Origin of the sequence: Novosphingobium sp. 9U, assembly GCF_902506425.1 — a bacterium.
Lineage (GTDB): Bacteria > Pseudomonadota > Alphaproteobacteria > Sphingomonadales > Sphingomonadaceae > Novosphingobium.
The window spans coordinates 162,549-178,183 of the sequence record NZ_LR732504.1; the positions used below are offsets into that span (position 1 = coordinate 162,549).

The 15,635-nt window shown below is 66.5% G+C and carries 17 protein-coding genes; 9 read left to right on the plus strand and 8 right to left on the minus strand.

Annotation, left to right across the window (positions count from 1 at the left end; genetic code table 11):
- Positions 1–232 precede the first annotated feature (232 nt).
- Entirely contained in the window at positions 233–379 is a 147-nt protein-coding gene (locus GV044_RS17410) for a lmo0937 family membrane protein (RefSeq protein WP_159873215.1), read from the plus strand.
- Between the two features lie 2 nt (positions 380–381).
- On the opposite strand, the gene GV044_RS17415 is transcribed toward GV044_RS17410, so the two are convergent.
- Positions 382–1,620: a multidrug effflux MFS transporter gene (locus GV044_RS17415; protein WP_159873217.1), complete on the minus strand. Its 1,239-nt coding sequence runs from the start codon at positions 1,618–1,620 to the stop codon at positions 382–384.
- A 256-nt stretch (positions 1,621–1,876) separates the two neighbouring features.
- Between GV044_RS17415 and dinB the strand changes: the two genes are divergently transcribed.
- Positions 1,877–2,989 (plus strand): DNA polymerase IV, encoded by a 1,113-nt coding sequence (gene dinB, locus GV044_RS17420; RefSeq protein WP_159873219.1) that lies wholly within the window; start codon positions 1,877–1,879, stop codon positions 2,987–2,989.
- Here the strand turns inward: dinB and GV044_RS17425 are convergent.
- The 3 genes from GV044_RS17425 to GV044_RS17435 all read right to left on the minus strand — a co-directional run bounded on the left by GV044_RS17425 (position 2,971) and on the right by GV044_RS17435 (position 4,620).
- Positions 2,971–3,465, minus strand: coding sequence for an NUDIX hydrolase (locus tag GV044_RS17425; RefSeq protein ID WP_159873221.1), 495 nt, complete (start codon positions 3,463–3,465; stop codon positions 2,971–2,973). The two genes, dinB and GV044_RS17425, sit on opposite strands and share 19 nt — an antisense overlap.
- A 58-nt stretch (positions 3,466–3,523) precedes the next feature.
- Positions 3,524–3,976 (minus strand): Dps family protein, encoded by a 453-nt coding sequence (locus tag GV044_RS17430; protein ID WP_159873223.1) that lies wholly within the window; start codon positions 3,974–3,976, stop codon positions 3,524–3,526.
- 71 nt (positions 3,977–4,047) lie between these two features.
- On the minus strand, positions 4,048–4,620 hold the full coding sequence (locus tag GV044_RS17435; RefSeq protein ID WP_236555061.1) for a hypothetical protein: 573 nt from the start codon (positions 4,618–4,620) through the stop codon (positions 4,048–4,050).
- Positions 4,621–4,771: 151 nt separating this feature from the next.
- Here GV044_RS17435 and otsB point away from each other — a divergent pair, with 151 nt between their 5' ends.
- From otsB to GV044_RS17470, 7 genes are all read left to right on the plus strand, one after another.
- Positions 4,772–5,548, plus strand: a complete 777-nt coding sequence (otsB, locus tag GV044_RS17440; RefSeq protein WP_159873227.1) for a trehalose-phosphatase — start codon at positions 4,772–4,774, stop codon at positions 5,546–5,548.
- Positions 5,545–7,386, plus strand: coding sequence for a glycoside hydrolase family 15 protein (locus GV044_RS17445; RefSeq protein ID WP_236555062.1), 1,842 nt, complete (start codon positions 5,545–5,547; stop codon positions 7,384–7,386). Before otsB ends, GV044_RS17445 begins: the two co-directional genes overlap by 4 nt.
- 55 nt (positions 7,387–7,441) lie before the next feature.
- Complete coding sequence (gene otsA, locus GV044_RS17450) at positions 7,442–8,887, plus strand: alpha,alpha-trehalose-phosphate synthase (UDP-forming) (RefSeq protein ID WP_159873229.1); 1,446 nt, start codon at positions 7,442–7,444, stop codon at positions 8,885–8,887.
- A gap of 117 nt (positions 8,888–9,004) precedes the next feature.
- Entirely contained in the window at positions 9,005–9,253 is a 249-nt protein-coding gene (locus GV044_RS17455; protein WP_159873231.1) for a hypothetical protein, read from the plus strand.
- 269 nt (positions 9,254–9,522) lie between these two features.
- Positions 9,523–10,308: a sulfite exporter TauE/SafE family protein gene (locus GV044_RS17460; RefSeq protein WP_159873233.1), complete on the plus strand. Its 786-nt coding sequence runs from the start codon at positions 9,523–9,525 to the stop codon at positions 10,306–10,308.
- 165 nt (positions 10,309–10,473) lie between these two features.
- Positions 10,474–11,478, plus strand: coding sequence for a UDP-glucose 4-epimerase GalE (gene galE, locus GV044_RS17465; protein ID WP_159873235.1), 1,005 nt, complete (start codon positions 10,474–10,476; stop codon positions 11,476–11,478).
- A gap of 15 nt (positions 11,479–11,493) precedes the next feature.
- Positions 11,494–12,078: a thymidine kinase gene (locus GV044_RS17470; RefSeq protein WP_159873237.1), complete on the plus strand. Its 585-nt coding sequence runs from the start codon at positions 11,494–11,496 to the stop codon at positions 12,076–12,078.
- 41 nt (positions 12,079–12,119) lie between these two features.
- Here the strand turns inward: GV044_RS17470 and GV044_RS17475 are convergent, their stop codons facing one another.
- The 4 genes from GV044_RS17475 to GV044_RS17490 form a co-directional block, all read right to left on the minus strand.
- On the minus strand, positions 12,120–12,704 hold the full coding sequence (locus tag GV044_RS17475; protein ID WP_159873239.1) for a hypothetical protein: 585 nt from the start codon (positions 12,702–12,704) through the stop codon (positions 12,120–12,122).
- Positions 12,705–12,945: 241 nt separating this feature from the next.
- Positions 12,946–13,707, minus strand: a complete 762-nt coding sequence (locus GV044_RS17480) for a proteasome-type protease (RefSeq protein ID WP_159873241.1) — start codon at positions 13,705–13,707, stop codon at positions 12,946–12,948.
- An 83-nt stretch (positions 13,708–13,790) separates the two neighbouring features.
- Positions 13,791–14,669 carry a transglutaminase family protein gene (locus tag GV044_RS17485; protein ID WP_159873243.1) on the minus strand — a complete coding sequence of 293 codons (879 nt, stop codon included), beginning with the start codon at positions 14,667–14,669 and terminating at the stop codon, positions 13,791–13,793.
- Between the two features lie 13 nt (positions 14,670–14,682).
- Positions 14,683–15,630, minus strand: coding sequence for an alpha-E domain-containing protein (locus GV044_RS17490; protein WP_159873245.1), 948 nt, complete (start codon positions 15,628–15,630; stop codon positions 14,683–14,685).
- Positions 15,631–15,635: the final 5 nt, after the last annotated feature.

Consider the following 15,635-nt stretch of genomic DNA (forward strand, 5'->3'; position numbering starts at 1 on the left):
AGGAGCGTAGCCGCAGTTGGAGAGGGCTTGTGCACTCTCGAGTGCCGAAGCGCTAACCGCTTCGCGGCAAGATACGCTACCTTTCCCCGGCGGGAGAGGAGAAGGTCACGCTAGAGCTTCGCTTGATCGCCTTCCCGGGCCGGGGAGGCGAATCGTTGCTGCGTCGTTTCCGCCCGCGCAGCCTTCGGCGCAATGCCGCGTTTCCTCTGTCGAGCCAACAAGGAGGCCGCACATGCTTTTCACGATCGCTGCCATTCTCGTCGTCCTGTGGCTGCTCGGCTTCGTGGTCTTCCACGTGACAAGTGGTGTGATCCACATCCTGCTCGTGCTGGCGCTGATCGTCGGCCTGGTGCAGCTGTTCCGCGGCCGGCGAGTCTAGGCTTAAGCTGCCGGGCGTGCCGGCGGATTGAGCCGCCGGAACAGCACGCCCCGCTCTGAGTAGAGCACCAGCGCCAAGGCCAAGACGCCGGCCACAGTCATCGCTGCCAGCAGTGGCCTGGCCGTGCCGTCGTAAGCCTGGCCGATCAGCGTGCCGAGCACGGCGCCGAAAAGCAGCCGCACGAACGCCATGACCGAAGCCGCCGCGCCAGCCGTGCGCGCGAACGGTTGAAGCGCGATGGAAGCGAAGTTCGAGCCGATGAACGACATCATGCACATGCTGATGGTCATCAAGGGCACGAACACCCATAGGCTCTCGCCCAACACTGCGCAGGTCAGGTGTACGCCGGCGACCACGATATAGGTGATCGCCGCGGCGTGGCTGACCCGCCGCGCGCCGAACCGCTCGACGATGCGCGAATTGACGAAGTTGGTGCCCGACATGACCAGAGCCATGCCGCCGAATATCGCGGGAAAGAACACACCCGCGCCGAAGTGCTCGGCCACCAGCTGCTGCGAGCTGTTGATGTAGCCGAACAGCGCGCCTTGCACGAATGAGGCGCCCAGGAAGTACCCCAGCGCAGCTCGGCAGCGCAGCGCCTCCCACATATTCGCCAGGATCGTGCGCGGGGCGATCGCCTGGCGGTAATCGGGGTGCAGCGTCTCGGGCAGGCGGGCCCAGGCCCAGAACGTCACCCCGGCGGCGAGCAGCGCCATGACGCCGAAGATCCAGCGCCACCCGGCAATCAGCAGGACGGCCTGGCCGATCGTCGGCGCGAACATCGGCACCACCATGAACGTCATCGAGATCAGCGACTGGATGCGCGCCATGCGATCGCCCGAGAACTGGTCGCGGATGATCGCCATCGGCATCACCATCATGCCCGCGGTGCAAAGGCCCAGCATCGCGCGCAGCGCCAGCAGCGCCGAGAAGTCGGTGACGAGCGCCGAGGCCAGCGAGATCGCCATGTAGAGGCCCAGGCACGTGAGCACCACTGGCCGGCGCCCGAAGCGGTCGCCCAGGGCGCCGGGGAACAGCGAACCCAGTCCGCTGCAGATGAGGAATATGCCGACCGCCAGCTGCCGCTCGTTCGGGTCCGTCACGCCCAGATCGTGCGAGATGGTGCCGAGCGCGGGCAGCATGACGTCGATCGCCAGCGCCTGCAACGCCTGGATCGCCGCCATCAGGGCGACGAACTCCGTCTCGCGCAACGGCGATTTCTGGGCCTGGGGGAGTCGCATGCGAGCGCTCATGGCGCATGCGCGCGGCGGTTGCCAGCGCAAGCGATGGCCGCGTCGGAATAATCTGTCCTCCCCGATGCGGGGAGGGGGACCATGCGAAGCATGGTGGAGGGAACTCGCGTCCTTCCGCTGCGGTGCTGGTGCGAGCTGAGGAGGTGGTGAGATGCGGAGAGTCCCCTCCACCACCAGCTGTGCTGGCGGTCCCCCTCCTCGTGCCGGGGAGGACAAGCATCGCTCGCCTAGCTATGATGGCTGCATGGAGCAGGCCGAAGATGATCCGCAGGACGAAGTCGGTCTGCGCAAGATCATCCACGTCGACATGGACGCCTTCTACGCCAGCGTCGAACAGCGCGACGATCCCTCACTGCGCGGCAAGCCGCTCGCAGTCGGCGGCTCCTCGGGGCGCGGGGTGGTGGCGGCGGCGAGCTACGAGGCGCGCAAGTTCGGGGTGCGCTCGGCGATGCCTTCGGCGCGCGCCGTGCGGCTGTGCCCCGACTTGCTGTTCCGCAAGCCGCGCTTCGACGTCTACAAGCAGGTGAGCGACCAGATCCGCGCGATCTTCCTGGACTACACGCCGCATGTCGAGCCGCTCTCGCTCGACGAAGCCTATCTCGACGTGACTGCGGATCTGAAAGGCATCGGCTCGGCAACTGCGATCGCCAGGGAGATCCGGCGGCGGATCAAGGAGGACACGCAGCTGACGGCCAGCGCCGGCGTGTCGTACAACAAGTTCCTCGCCAAGCTCGCCAGCGACCAGAACAAGCCCGACGGACTGTGCGTCATCCGCCCTGGCGAAGGCGCAGCGTTCGTGGCCGGGCTGCCCGTCAGCCGGTTCCACGGCGTCGGTCCGCGCGGGGCGGAGAAGCTGGCGACGCTCGGCATCCAGACCGGCGCGGACCTCGCCGGTCGCGACCTGCCGTTCCTGCGCGCGCACTTCGGCAGCTTCGCCGAGTACCTGTTCCGCGCCGCGCGGGGCATCGACTTGCGCGCTGTGCGCGCCAATCGGGAGCGCAAGTCGGTCGGCGGCGAGCGTACGTTCTTCGACAACATCGAGGATCCGGACAAACTGCGCGAGACGATGGACCAGATCGTCGACATCGTATGGGAACGGATCGAGCGCTCGGGCGCCACTGGCCGCACGGTAACGCTGAAGCTGCGCTATGCAGACTTCCGCACCCTCACCCGCGCCCGCTCGGTCACGCCGCGCGTTGCCGACAAGGCGATGTTCGCGCGCCTCGGCCATGGTCTGCTGGAGGAACTGATGCCGCTGCCTCAACCGGTGCGGCTGATGGGCCTGACGCTCTCATCCCTGGAACGCGAGCCGCGTGAGGGCGGCAAGCCTAAGGACGGTCAGCTCTCGCTGTTGTAGGCCGCGATCCAGCCGGCAAGCCCGTCGGCGATGTGGCGCGAGGCATCCGGCGGCAGCGCGTCGGGTACGAACCAAGCGGCCTCGTCGACCTCGCGGTGATCGGGCTGCAGCATGCCCGAGGCGTGGCCGACCACGACATGCACCACGTTGTAGGCGCCCATAGGCCGCTCCAGCAGCTGCGCCACCTTGCGCGCGCCGGAGAGGATGCAGCCCGTCTCTTCGGCCAGTTCGCGCACTGCCGTGGCGACCGGGTCCTCGCGCCGGCCGACGCTGCCGCCGGGCGTAACCCACTGGCTGGAGCCATAGGACTGCCGGATCAGCAGCACGCGGCCCTGGTCATCCAGTGCGACAATCCGGCAGCCGTGAACGGTCGGCTTGAACGTGCGCCACCAGGTCGAGCGCGCCCAGTAGGCCAGGCGATAAAGCCGGCGGTGGAGCGGGGCGGGGATGAGAGTAGTGAGATCGCTTACCGGCATCGTCTTGTGGCGCCCTGCCCCTCCGCCACCGCCGCGGCGGCGGTGGAGGGGCGAAGCGTTACGCCAAAATCTCGCGCAGGAACCAGGCGCGCTGTTCGGCCTGGTCGGTCCAGTCGTCGGCGATGCCGCTTGTGGCGTTGTCGCCGGCCTCTTCCGCCGCCGCCTTCACCTCGCGGATGCGCGCGATGTAGGTGTCGTTGTCGTCGGCCAGTTCCTTGACCATCGCCATCGCGTCGAGGCTGGTGTCGTCCTGCGGCTTGATCTGCGTCTTCTCCGCAATGACGCTGGGGCTGGTCAGCGTGGTGCCGCCCTGCTTGCGCACGCGCTCGGCGACCAAGTCGGTCAACGCGAAGATCTCGGTGGCCTGCGTATCGAACAGCAGGTGCAGGTCGTGGAACTGGCGGCCGCGCACGTGCCAGTGGAAGTTCTTGGTCTTGATGTAGAGCGCGAACGTGTCGGCGAGCAGGCCGTTGAGGCTGTCGATCAGCGCGGCCTTGGCGTTGTTGGTCATCGTGCGTCCTCCATGGTGGCGATATGATGCATAACGGCGATCAGAGGCATCCGTCGTCACGGTTTTGACGATTACAGTATTCCTCGGACGCGCAGGAACATGGTGACGGCGATGAGGAACAACAATCCTCCCACCACTCTGCGCGCGATGCGGATGCCCGGTGAGGCGAGCGCCCTCGGCAAGGCCCAGGCGCTGCCGACCAGCAGCAGCCCGGCCAATCCTCCGCCCAAGCCCGCCGCGATCGGCGCGCCCATGCCGATCGCCAGGCCGAACAGAGTGAAGCGCGCCGCATCCGTGACCTGGTGCGCCAGCAGGACGATGCCCAGCGCGCCCAGCGAATGCGTCGGCTCCTTGGGGTCCAGGCGCGGCGAGAGGATCAGCGACTCCAGTCCTGCGAGAGCCAGCGCGATAGCCACGAGGATCGGCCTGGCCGGCAGCGGCAGGGTGACAAGGACCTGGCCCGCGGCGTAGGCGGCAAAGGCGCTCGTCGCTGCGACCACGGTCAGCCCGGTCGCCAGCACGCCGAAGCGCTGGCCGTGCGCACGGGTCAGCGCCGCGATCGTCACCTGGTCGCGCGCAGCGATCCCGGACAGCAGCACCGCCACGAACGTAAGATAGAATGCCCCCATGTCGCCGCCCAGCATGGCCGCTCGGGCTCGGCAATTCAACGCTGCTCGCGGAATCAACATAGCTTAAGGAACTGGCGCGCCCCCGGGCCGTTCGAACGCGGGTAAGCGGGGTGCGCGTGCCGCAAGGGCTTGGCCCTGCCCTCCAGCAATGCCACACGGAAAGGCCATGACGATCGCGATTTTCCCCGAGTTGCCTGCGTCCCGCGAGCACGCCCCCCTGCCCGCGCCGCCGCAGTTGGGCGCGGGTGCGGGTCTGGCGCTGTTCCTCGACTTCGACGGCACGCTGGTGGAAATCGCCGACCATCCACAAGGCGTCGTGGTCGCGCCCGAACTCCCCGAAGCACTCGCGGCCCTGTCCCAGCGGCTGGAAGGCCGATTGGCGATCGTCAGCGGCCGCGCGCTGGCAACGCTCGACCGTTTGCTCGATCATGCGCCGGTCGCCATGGCAGGCTCCCATGGTGGCGAGTTCCGCCCGGTCGGCGCCTCGCAGGTCGAGCCGCTGGCCGATCCCCTGCCCAAGCCGGTATGCCAGGCGCTCGATACCTTCGCGCAGGAGAACGGCGGCCTGGTGTTCGAGGCGAAGCCCTTCAGTGCCGCCGTCCACTATCGCGACCGGCCCGAGATCGGCGAGGCGCTTCACGATTTCGCCGCTGCACTGGCTGCCGACAACGGCTTGAAGATCAAGCACGGCAAGATGGTGGTCGAGCTCAGCATGCCTGGCTCGGATAAGGGCAATGCCGTCAACCGCTTCATGGAACTGCCGCCGTTCGCCGGCACCCGGCCGCTTTTCGTGGGCGACGACGTGACGGACGAGGACGCCTTTGGTGCCGTGCGCCGCTTCGACGGCGGCGGCATCCTGGTCGGCCCCATGCGGCAGACCGCGGCGCTGTGGCGTCTGGACAATGTCGCCGCGGTTCATCGCTGGTTGGAGGAACAAGCTTGAGCACTGCAAACGCCCCGACTTCTGCGACGACTTTGGCCACGCCTTCATCCTCGCCCTCCTCGCTGGAGCTTTGGCCGATCGGCAACTGCCAGGTCTCCGGCCTGATCGACGCGTCCGGCGCATTGGTCTGGGGCTGCGTGCCCCGCGTCGATGGCGACCCGACGTTCTGCGCCCTCCTGCGCGGCGACGAAGGCCAGGACCTGGGCACCTGGCGCTTCAGCCTGGAGAACCAAGTCTCGGTCACCCAGGAGTATGTGCGCAACACGCCGATCCTGCGCACCCGGCTGCAGGACGCGAGCGGTGGCGCGGTCGACGTGTTCGACTTCTGCCCCCGGTTCGAGCGCAACGGACGCATGTACCGCCCGGTCGCCTACGCGCGCGTGGTGCGGCCGGTCACCGGCTCGCCGCGTATCCAGGTGACGCTGACGCCGATGGACGGCTATGGCGCGCGGCAGGCGCCGATCACCCACGGCTCCAACCACATCCGCTACCTCAACGAGCGGAACGCGCTGCGGCTGACCACCAACGCGCCGGTCAGCTACATCCTCGACGAGCGGTACTTCCGCCTGGAAAAGGAACTGGCCTTCTTCCTCGGTCCGGACGAGCCGTTCAGCGGCGACATCGCCGACCAGCTCGACGCCATGCTGCGCCAGACGCAGAGCTACTGGCAGCTGTGGGTGCGGGGGCTGGCGACGCCGATGGACTACCAGGAGGCGGTGATCCGCGCCGCCATCACCCTGAAGCTGTGCCAGCACGAGGAGACCGGCGCGATCGTCGCCGCGCTCACCACCTCGATCCCCGAGGCGCCTGGCTCGCAGCGCAATTGGGACTATCGCTACTGCTGGATCCGCGACGCCTACTACACGGTGCAGGCGCTAAACCGGCTCGGCGCGCTCGACGTACTGGAGAAGTACCTCGCGTACTTGCGCAACCTGGTCGACGATTCGCACGAAGGCATCATCCAGCCGCTCTATTCGGTGAGCGGCGCCAAGGAGATCATCGAGTGGGAGGCCGAAGCGCTGCCCGGCTATCGCGGCATGGGCCCCGTACGCGTCGGCAACGCCGCCTACTACCAGATCCAGAACGACTGCTACGGCCAGATCATCATCCCTAACATCCAGGCGTTCTCCGACCATCGCCTGCTGCGCATGGGTAACGCCGACGACTTCACCAGCCTGGAGAAAGTGGGCGAACTTGCCTGGAAGCTGCACGACCAGCCCGATGCGGGCCTGTGGGAGCTGCGCACGCGCACGGCGGTGCACACCTACTCGGTAGTGATGAGCTGGGCCGCGTGCCACCGCCTCGCCAACGCGGCCGAAGTGCTGGGCCTCGCCGATCGCGAGAAGCTCTGGCGCGAGCGCGCCGACACGGTGCGCGAGCACATCGAGGCTGAGGCCTGGTACAAGGAGGGGGGGCACTACGCCGCCAGCTTCGGCGGGCAGGAGCTTGATGCCAGCCTGCTGCAGATGGTCGAGCTAGGCTATGTCGACGCCACCGATCCGCGCTTCCAGGCCACGCTGCGCACGGTTGAAAAGGTCCTGCGCCGCGGCGAGCACATGCTGCGCTACGCCAACGAGGACGATTTCGGCCTGCCCGAGACCGCTTTCAACATCTGCACCTTCTGGCTGATCGAGGCGCTCCACCTCGACGGCCGCAACGAGGAGGCGCGCAATCTGTTCGAGGCGATGCTGGGTCATCGCACCCAATCGGGCCTCCTGTCCGAGGACATGGACTTCGAGACCAGCGAGCTGTGGGGGAACTTTCCGCAGACTTATTCGCTAGTTGGCATAATCAACTGCGCCGGGCTGCTCTCGCGGCCATGGCGCGACTGGCGCTAGGAGCCTCGCTCCAGCGCACCCATTTGCCCGGTGATCGCCGTCATAAGGGGCTGGAATGAGCAGGCTTATCGTTGTGTCGAACCGGGTTTCGGTTCCACAGGCCATGGGTGCCGCCGGCGCCCAGGGCGGCCTTGCCGTCGCGCTCAGCGCTGCGCTTCGCGAACATCGCGGCATCTGGTTCGGCTGGTCGGGCAAGGAGACCGAGACCTTCACCGGCCACCTCGACATGCAGCGCAACCAGGACGTCACCACTGCGACGATCGACCTGGAGCCGCAAGACATCGAGGAATACTACAACGGCTACGCCAACCGCACGCTATGGCCGCTGTTCCACTACCGCATCGACCTGACCGAGTACGACCGCAACTTCGACGAGGGCTATGAGCGGGTCAACTTGCGCTTTGCCGATTCGGTGCTGCCGCTGATAGAGCCCGACGACCTCGTCTGGGTTCATGACTACCACCTGCTCCCGCTCGGATCGATGCTGCGCGAGAAGGGCGTGACCAATCGCATGGGGCTGTTCCTGCACATCCCCTGGCCGCCGACGCGGCTGTTCGTCTCGCTGCCCAACCACGAGCAGTTGGTTGCCTCGATGCTGCGCTACGATCTGATCGGCTTCCAGACCGACGAGTGGCTCGACAGCTTCACCCACTATCTCAAGAAAGAGTTGGGCCTGAAGGTCAGCCCCGATGGGGTGATCGAATACGAGGGCCGGCGGATCGTCGCGCGCGCGTTCCCGATCGGCATCGACTACGACGAATTCGTCGCCTCTGCCGGCACGGACCTGGCGCAAGGTGCCTATCGTCGCCTCAAGGACAGCCTGGGCGAAGGACGCAAGATGCTGATCGGCGTCGACCGGCTCGACTATTCCAAGGGCCTGGGCGAGCGGTTCGACAGCTTCGACCGTTTCCTCACCGACAATCCCGAGATGGCGAAGGACGTCGTGCTCTTGCAGATCGCCCCGCCCTCGCGCGGGGAAGTCGCCAGCTACCAGCTGATCCGCCACGACCTGGAGCGCAAGGCCGGCCACATCAACGGCGCCCATGCCGATGTCGCCTGGGTGCCGATCCGCTACGTCAACCGCGGCTATCCCCGCGCTGAACTGGCCGGATTCTACCGCGCGGCGGACATCGGCCTTGTCACCCCCTTGCGCGACGGCATGAACCTGGTCGCCAAGGAATATGTCGCGGCACAGGATCCGGAGGATCCCGGCGTGCTCATCCTGTCGCGCTTTGCTGGCGCCGCGCCGCAGATGGAAGAGGCAGTGCTGGTCAATCCGCACAGCACCGAGGAAGTGAGCGACGCGATCAAGCAGGCGCTGCACATGCCGCTTGCCGAACGGCGCCGCCGGCACGAGCGCCTGCTCGAGTCGGTCCGCGACGAAGACGTGGTGCGTTGGCGCGAGAATTTCGTGACCGCCCTGCGCGGCGATCCGCAGGCGGATGCGGCACTCGACGCACCGCCGGTGCTATCTGCCGTGCCTTCACGAAATTCGCACTGAACTGAAACTCTCCCGCCACACACGACGTTCATGGGTTCGTTGCAGGACGGGACCGATCGGCCCCGCGGCATCGTGACGAAGTTGGGAGCTGCCCCTGCCTGGGGCCGAAGTGATCTGATGGCGATATACGGCGAATGCATCGGTGTGCGCGAACGCACGCCCGTCACGATCTCGGCGCTCGACGGGCTCGAGTGCGAATTGCAGCCACAGACCAGCACTGCCGCGATCGAGGGGCGCATGGACTTGTGGATCGGCGCCATCGGCCCGCTCTCCGTCACCGCCAAAAACAACGGCAGCGGACGCTATTGCGCGACCTTCAGCGAACCGCTCGATGCGCGGATCATCGCCCACTTTGCGCACGCTTGAGGTTGTCGGATAGGTCGCAGCCCCTCAGCGCCTAAGCACGCAAAGCGGATCTCCACCCCGGCAAAAGAGAATTCACTTGCCACCGCCGCGTGAGCCGCCATGGTCGCCGGCGCAACGGTGCTGATGTGTGGGCACCTTTGCACGCAACATAGTTCCTGAAGGTCGCAGCCTGCGGAACGGACAAGACAGCAGACGATCGACTACCACGCCGTGCTCTCCCAGACCCCGCTCATCCCGCCGGCAGCGCGCGCTGGGCGCTACCTAGCGCCATGACCGAGCTTTATTACTCGCTGGCCGGCGCCCTCGTCGGGTTCCTGGTCGGCATGACAGGGGTCGGCGGCGGGTCGCTGATGGCGCCGATCCTGGTGCTCGGGTTCGGCTTTGCCCCGTCCCTGGCCGTGGGCACCGACTTGTGGTTCGCCACCTTCACCAAGGTCGTAGGCGGTCTGGTCCACCGGCGTTTCGGCTCGCCCGACTGGACCGTGATCGGCCGTCTGGCGATGGGCAGCGTGCCTGCCGCGGTCCTGACGCTGCTCTACTTGGGCTTTGCCGAAGGCGGAAAGCTGAATTCCGACCTGCTGATGAAGCTGCTGGGCGCCATGCTCGTGATCACCGCGGTGCTGGTGCCGATCAAGCACATCATCCACGCCCCCGTCACCCGGATGCGCGCGCTGCTCGGCGAGCGGCTGGGCGTGACGCAGCTGGCGGTGACCATTGCGGCCGGGGCAGTCGTCGGCTGCCTGGTGACGCTGACCTCGATCGGCGCGGGCGCGCTGGTCGCCGTGGTGCTGATGTTCCTCTATCCGCTGCGGCTCAATGCCAAGTCGCTCGTCGGCACCGATATCGTCCATGCCATTCCGCTCGCGCTCATCGCGGCGATCGGTCATTCGTGGCTCGGCAACGTCAACTGGGAGCTGCTGGGCATGCTGCTGATCGGCTCGATCCCGGGCGTGATCGCCGGATCGCTGGCAGCAGGCAAGATCGGCGAGACCTGGGTGCGGCTGGCGCTCGCGGCGATGCTGGCCTTCTCTGGCGTGAAGATGCTGACCGCCTGAGGGGAGCGCAAAACGGCGCGCCCCCATCTCCGTTCGTGTCGAGTGGGAGTGGCCATTTCCTGATAGCTGGCCGATCGTGGACCAGCCTTCCTGTTGCCAACCGCGCCGCAGCGCAACATAAGCGCGAGCAGGCGCAAGGGGGCGCCGGGTAGCCGGGCGACACGCATGCAAAGACCTCCCGTTCTCGTGACCGGCGGCGCCGGCTATATCGGCAGTCATGCAGTGCTCGCGCTGGTCGACCGCGGCTGGCCGGTCTGCGTGATTGACAACCTGGTCACCGGATTCCGCTTCGCCGTACCCGAGGGCGTGCCCTTTTACGAAGGCGACATCGACGACGCCGCGCTGCTCGCCCGCATCTTCGCCGAGCAGGAGATTGGCGCGATCATGCACTTCGCTGGTTCGGTGGTGGTGCCCGAGTCGGTCGAGAACCCGCTCAAGTACTACGGCAACAACACCGCCAAGACCCGCGCGCTGATCGAGGCGGCGGTGACGGCCGGCGTGCCGCACTTCATCTTCAGCTCGACCGCGGCGACTTACGGCATCCCCGAGGTCTCGCCGGTGACCGAGGACAGCCCCAAGCAGCCGATCAACCCCTATGGCATGTCCAAGCTGATGACCGAGTTCATGCTGGCCGACACCGCCCGGGCGCACCCGATGAACTACTGCGCGCTGCGTTACTTCAACGTCGCCGGTGCCGACCCGCAAGCGCGCACCGGCCAGTCGACCGCCGGCGCGACCCACTTGATCAAGGTCGCGGTTGAGGCGGCGCTGGGCAAGCGCGAGAGCGTCGGCGTGTTCGGCACCGACTTCGACACGCCCGACGGCACCGGCGTGCGCGACTACATCCACGTCTCGGACTTGGCCGAAGCCCACGTCCTGGCGCTCGAGGCTTTGGTGGCCGAAGCCACTCGCTCGCTGACCATGAACTGCGGGTACGGTCGGGGCTTCTCGGTGCTCGAAGTGCTCGATGCGGTCGATCGCGTCACCAACCGCACCATCGATCGCCGCCTGCAGGGCCGCCGCGCCGGCGACCCGGATGCGCTGATCAGCGACAACAGCCGGATCAAGAGCACGCTACCCTGGGTGCCTAAGTATGCCGAGCTCGACACCATCGTGAGCCATGCGCTCGCCTGGGAGCGCAAGCTGGGCGAGATTCGCGGCGAGAGCTGATCGGCACCACCGCTCATGGCCAAGCTCTACTTCTACTACGCCAGCATGAACGCGGGCAAATCGACCACGCTGCTGCAGGCCGACTTCAACTATCGCGAGCGCGGCATGGCGACGATGCTGTGGACTGCAGCGATCGACGGGCGTGGCGAGCACCATGCGATCGAGAGCCGCATCGGCCTTGGCGCCGATGCCCGGCGCTTCGACGCAGCGACCGACTTGTGGGAGGCCGTGACCGCCTCCCACGCGCAGGCACCGCTCTCGTGCGTGCTGATCGATGAAGCCCAGTTCCTGATTCCAGAGCAAGTGTGGCAATGCGCTCGGCTCGCCGACTTCGCCGGAATACCGGTGCTGTGCTTTGGCCTGCGGACCGACTTTCGCGGCGACTTGTTCCCCGGCTCAGGCGCGCTGCTGGGCGTGGCCGACAAGCTGGTGGAGCTAAACGCCTTCTGCCACTGCGGTCGCAAGGCGACCATGAACTTGCGCGTCGACGCCGGAGGCGAGCCGATCCACGACGGCGCACAAACGCTGATTGGCGGCAACGAGCGCTACGTCCCGCTATGCCGCCGGCACTTCTGCGAAGCGATGCACGGCTGGGCTTAGGACAGGCTTCAGGCCGCACTTGTTGACCCATCTGGTGCGAGCTAGGTGTTGGCGATGCAGACGTTTCTCCTGGCCGCAGCAATCGCCGTGTCGGCCAGCCCGCGCCAATTGCCCACCACGGTCAGCTGGATGTCGCCATCGAGCATCGTGTGCACGCCCATGGGCGGGTAGACGGCCACCACCAGGTAATCGCCCACCAGCAGGGTCACGAACAGGATGCGCAGCATCTTGATCGTCCGCTCATACCCCGCAGCCTGCATGATGATGAAGGTGTTCCATAACACGATGGTCATCAGCACGAGGCGTCGGACGGCGACGCCGGGGTTGATCGCCCAGCTCAGGCTGATCCAGCACCAAGCCAGCGCCAGCAGCAAGGGCCAGGGCATGATCAGCGAGGTCTTGCCGGGCCCCTGCTTGATCGCCGCGAAGATCGAGAACAGCAGGATCGCGACATAGCCCACCTGACGCACCGAGCTGCCCTCGCCAGAGCCGCTGATGTCGCCGGCCGCGACTTCGCGCACGACCATGGCCGGCGCGAGCAGGATCATCGCGAAGAAGGCAAAACCGGCGATGTAGAGCAGCCGGTCCTTGCCCGAGGACTGCGAAGCGGAGGCGGCGATCTTCATGGGAGGGACGGTTTCTCCGGTGAACAGCGGGCCTCGAGGCGCCGCTTCACTCAGGCGTTATCCGTATAGAGATATCGGCCACGGGTCCAGCGTGGATGGTTGCCGAGAGGCTGGCCGGCAGCCTTCGACAAGCTCAGGCTTGGTGAGGTAGGGGACGCTGCGGCTGATGACGTCGCACCTCAGCCCGCCAGCGCCGGTCTGAGCTTGTCGAAGCACGCCAGCCTCAAGCGCAGCCTTGCACTCACTCCGCCGCGAGGTGCAGCGGCTCGTCGATCTCATAATTGGGCAGCGACAGGAACGCCCGCTTCAGCGCCTCGCCCCAGCCGGTGCTGATCGACTTGAAGTAGGGATCGTTCCCGTCGATGCGGCGCTCGTGCAGCGGTTCGAAGCAGTCGCGCTCGATCACCAGCAGGTCGAGCGGCAGGCCGACGGACAGGTTCGCCTTCAGCGTGGAATCGAAGCTGACCATCAGCAGCTTCACCGCGCTTTCGAAGGTCATGTCCCGCTCGTAGCCGCGCAGCAGGATCGGGCGGCCGTACTTGGTCTCGCCGATCTGGAAGAACGGCGTGTCGTAGCTCGCCTCGATGAAGTTGCCTTCGGGATAGATCAGGAACAGCCGCGGCTCCTGCCCCTTGATCTGGCCCGAGACGATCATCGAGGCGCCGAACGTGCCCGCTGCGCTCTGGCCATTGTTGGCGGCGCGACCGTTGATCGTCTCACGCAGCAGGTCGCCCACGATCGTCGCCACCTGGAACATCGTCGGCGCTTCCAGCAGCGAGTTGTGCCGCTCGGCCGGTGCCTTGTTACGCTCTTCCAGTTTGCTGATGACCGATTGGGTCGTCGCGAGGTTGCCTGCCGTCATCACCGTGATGATCCGCTCACCCGGGATCGACCAGTGGAACATCTTGCGGAACACCGAGATGTTGTCGACGCCCGAATTGGTGCGGGTGTCGCTCATCAGCACGAGCCCACGATCCAGCAACATGCCCACGCAATACGTCATGCGACTTGTCTGTCCTTCGTACCCTTCGGCTACTTGACCGCCCCCGCGGCCCTTTCACCGACTTGACCCACTCACTTCTCGCCCTAGTCGCCGCCGGGCTGCTGCGGCCCACCTTGCGACTGGCGCTGTCCATTCTGCGACTGCTGCTGCTGTCCTACCCGATTCTCGTCTACCGACAAATGAACGGACAGGCGGCTTTCCCCCGTACCCGTAGCAATACCTGTGAACGGCGCCGCGTCGCTGTAATCGCAGCCCGATGCGACGCGGACATAGCGCTCGTCCGGGCAGATCGCGTTGGCGACATCGAAGCCGACCCAGCCCAAGCCCTGCACATAAGCCTCGGCCCAACCGTGGCCGGCGTCCTGCTCCACCTGCCCGTCCATCTTGAGGTACCCGCCGACATAGCGGGTGGGGATGTCGACCAACCGGCCGGCGCTGATGAACACGTGCGCCTGATCCTGGCAGACCCCGCGCCCGGCCGCGAGCGCCTGCTCGGCCGAAGTTTTCACGTCGGTGGTGCCCGGCACGTAGTCGACCGCGGCGCGCACCGCCTCGCTCAGCTTGTGCAGGAACTCGAGCGGCTGCTTGCGATCGGCATCGATGCCCGCCACCAGCGCGCGCACCTTGAGGCCCGCGCGGGTGAGCGGCGTCGCCCGCAGGAAGCACCATAGCGGGAAGTGGCCGGTATGCTCGCCCACCACGCCGCTGTTGTCGGCTGTGCGCACCGTGCCCTTGCAGGTAACCACCACCTCGCGCGCACCGGGCTCGAGCGAGACGAGCTCGACATGGTTCTGATGCTGGTCGTCGTACTCGGCTTCCGGCTGGGCGCCTTGGAGCTCGGTCGTCCAGTCGACGATCTGCTGTCCGTGCGTCGACTTGGGCCGCAAGCGCAACCGCTGCAGGCCGTGACTGACGCCATGATCGAAGCTGTAGCGAGTCTCGTGTTGAATGGTGAGGAGCACGTGGGCAGCCGTCCTATGCGATGAACCGGTAGTCGGCGGCGATCGCCTCGCCGATCCGATAGGTGCGGCCGATGACGTCCTGCAGGAATTCATGCAGGCCACCCTCGAAGATGCGTTCGATGTTGGTGTCGTGCAGGCGGGTGCCGGCGTCCCGCAGCAGCTGATGCGCCTGCGTTTCGCCGCCGTACTGCTTGGCGAGCCCGGCCATGTTGCTTCGCAGCTTTTCGTAGCAGAACACCAGGCTGCGCGGAAAACGGCCATCGAGGATCAGGAACCGGGCGATCCCGCGCGGGTCCATCGACCCGGCGTTCAGCCACGAATAGGCCCGGTTGCCCGCGACCGAGCGCAGCAGCGTATCCCACTGCACGTTGTCGAGGCTGGACCCGACCCAGGCGACCGAGGGCAGCAGAACGTAATACTTCACGTCGAGGATACGCGCGGTGTTGTCCGCCCGTTCGATGAACGTGCCGATGCGCGCGAAGTTGAACACCTCGTTCCGCAGCATCGAGCCTTCCATTGCCCCGCGCACCAGGGTGGCGCGCTGGCGGATGGTGGAGAGCACTTCGCGCAAGTTGGTCTCACGCACCGGGCGTGCCAGCAGCTCGCGCAGGATCATCCAGGTCTCGTTGGTGGCTTCCCAGACTTCGTTGGTCAGGCTGGTGCGCACCACGCGTGCGTTGGTGCGCGCGTTCTCGATCATGGACAGGACGCTGCCGGGATTGTCGCGATCGCGCAGCAGGAAGTTGAACACTGCAGCGCCGGACAGCTCCTGGTTGCGGGCAAGGAACGCGGGCTCCTGGCCCGTGGTCGTCAGGACCGAGCGCCACTCCTCCTGCTGGCTTGCACGGCTGCCGCGGGTGAGCGCGAGGTGGAAGCCCACATCGATCAGGCGCGCGGTGTTCTCCGCCCGCTCCAGGTAGCGCGCCATCCAATAGACGCCATTCGCGGCCCGGCCGAGCATCAGCG

Excerpts from the sequence above, each read along its gene's own strand:
- GV044_RS17430 (WP_159873223.1), bottom strand. The coding sequence starts at position 3,976 with ATGACCAACAACGCCAAGGCCGCGCTGATCGACAGCCTCAACGGCCTG.
- otsA (WP_159873229.1), top strand. The coding sequence starts at position 7,442 with ATGAGCAGGCTTATCGTTGTGTCGAACCGGGTTTCGGTTCCACAGGCC.
- GV044_RS17435 (WP_236555061.1), bottom strand. The coding sequence starts at position 4,620 with ATGCTGGGCGGCGACATGGGGGCATTCTATCTTACGTTCGTGGCGGTG.
- GV044_RS17455 (WP_159873231.1), top strand. The coding sequence starts at position 9,005 with ATGGCGATATACGGCGAATGCATCGGTGTGCGCGAACGCACGCCCGTC.
- otsB (WP_159873227.1), top strand. The coding sequence starts at position 4,772 with ATGACGATCGCGATTTTCCCCGAGTTGCCTGCGTCCCGCGAGCACGCC.
- GV044_RS17415 (WP_159873217.1), bottom strand. The coding sequence starts at position 1,620 with ATGCGACTCCCCCAGGCCCAGAAATCGCCGTTGCGCGAGACGGAGTTC.
- GV044_RS17475 (WP_159873239.1), bottom strand. The coding sequence starts at position 12,704 with ATGAAGATCGCCGCCTCCGCTTCGCAGTCCTCGGGCAAGGACCGGCTG.
- GV044_RS17425 (WP_159873221.1), bottom strand. The coding sequence starts at position 3,465 with ATGCCGGTAAGCGATCTCACTACTCTCATCCCCGCCCCGCTCCACCGC.
- dinB (WP_159873219.1), top strand. The coding sequence starts at position 1,877 with ATGGAGCAGGCCGAAGATGATCCGCAGGACGAAGTCGGTCTGCGCAAG.
- galE (WP_159873235.1), top strand. The coding sequence starts at position 10,474 with ATGCAAAGACCTCCCGTTCTCGTGACCGGCGGCGCCGGCTATATCGGC.
- GV044_RS17490 (WP_159873245.1), bottom strand. The coding sequence starts at position 15,630 with ATGCTCGGCCGGGCCGCGAATGGCGTCTATTGGATGGCGCGCTACCTG.
- GV044_RS17460 (WP_159873233.1), top strand. The coding sequence starts at position 9,523 with ATGACCGAGCTTTATTACTCGCTGGCCGGCGCCCTCGTCGGGTTCCTG.
- GV044_RS17480 (WP_159873241.1), bottom strand. The coding sequence starts at position 13,707 with ATGACGTATTGCGTGGGCATGTTGCTGGATCGTGGGCTCGTGCTGATG.
- GV044_RS17410 (WP_159873215.1), top strand. The coding sequence starts at position 233 with ATGCTTTTCACGATCGCTGCCATTCTCGTCGTCCTGTGGCTGCTCGGC.
- GV044_RS17470 (WP_159873237.1), top strand. The coding sequence starts at position 11,494 with ATGGCCAAGCTCTACTTCTACTACGCCAGCATGAACGCGGGCAAATCG.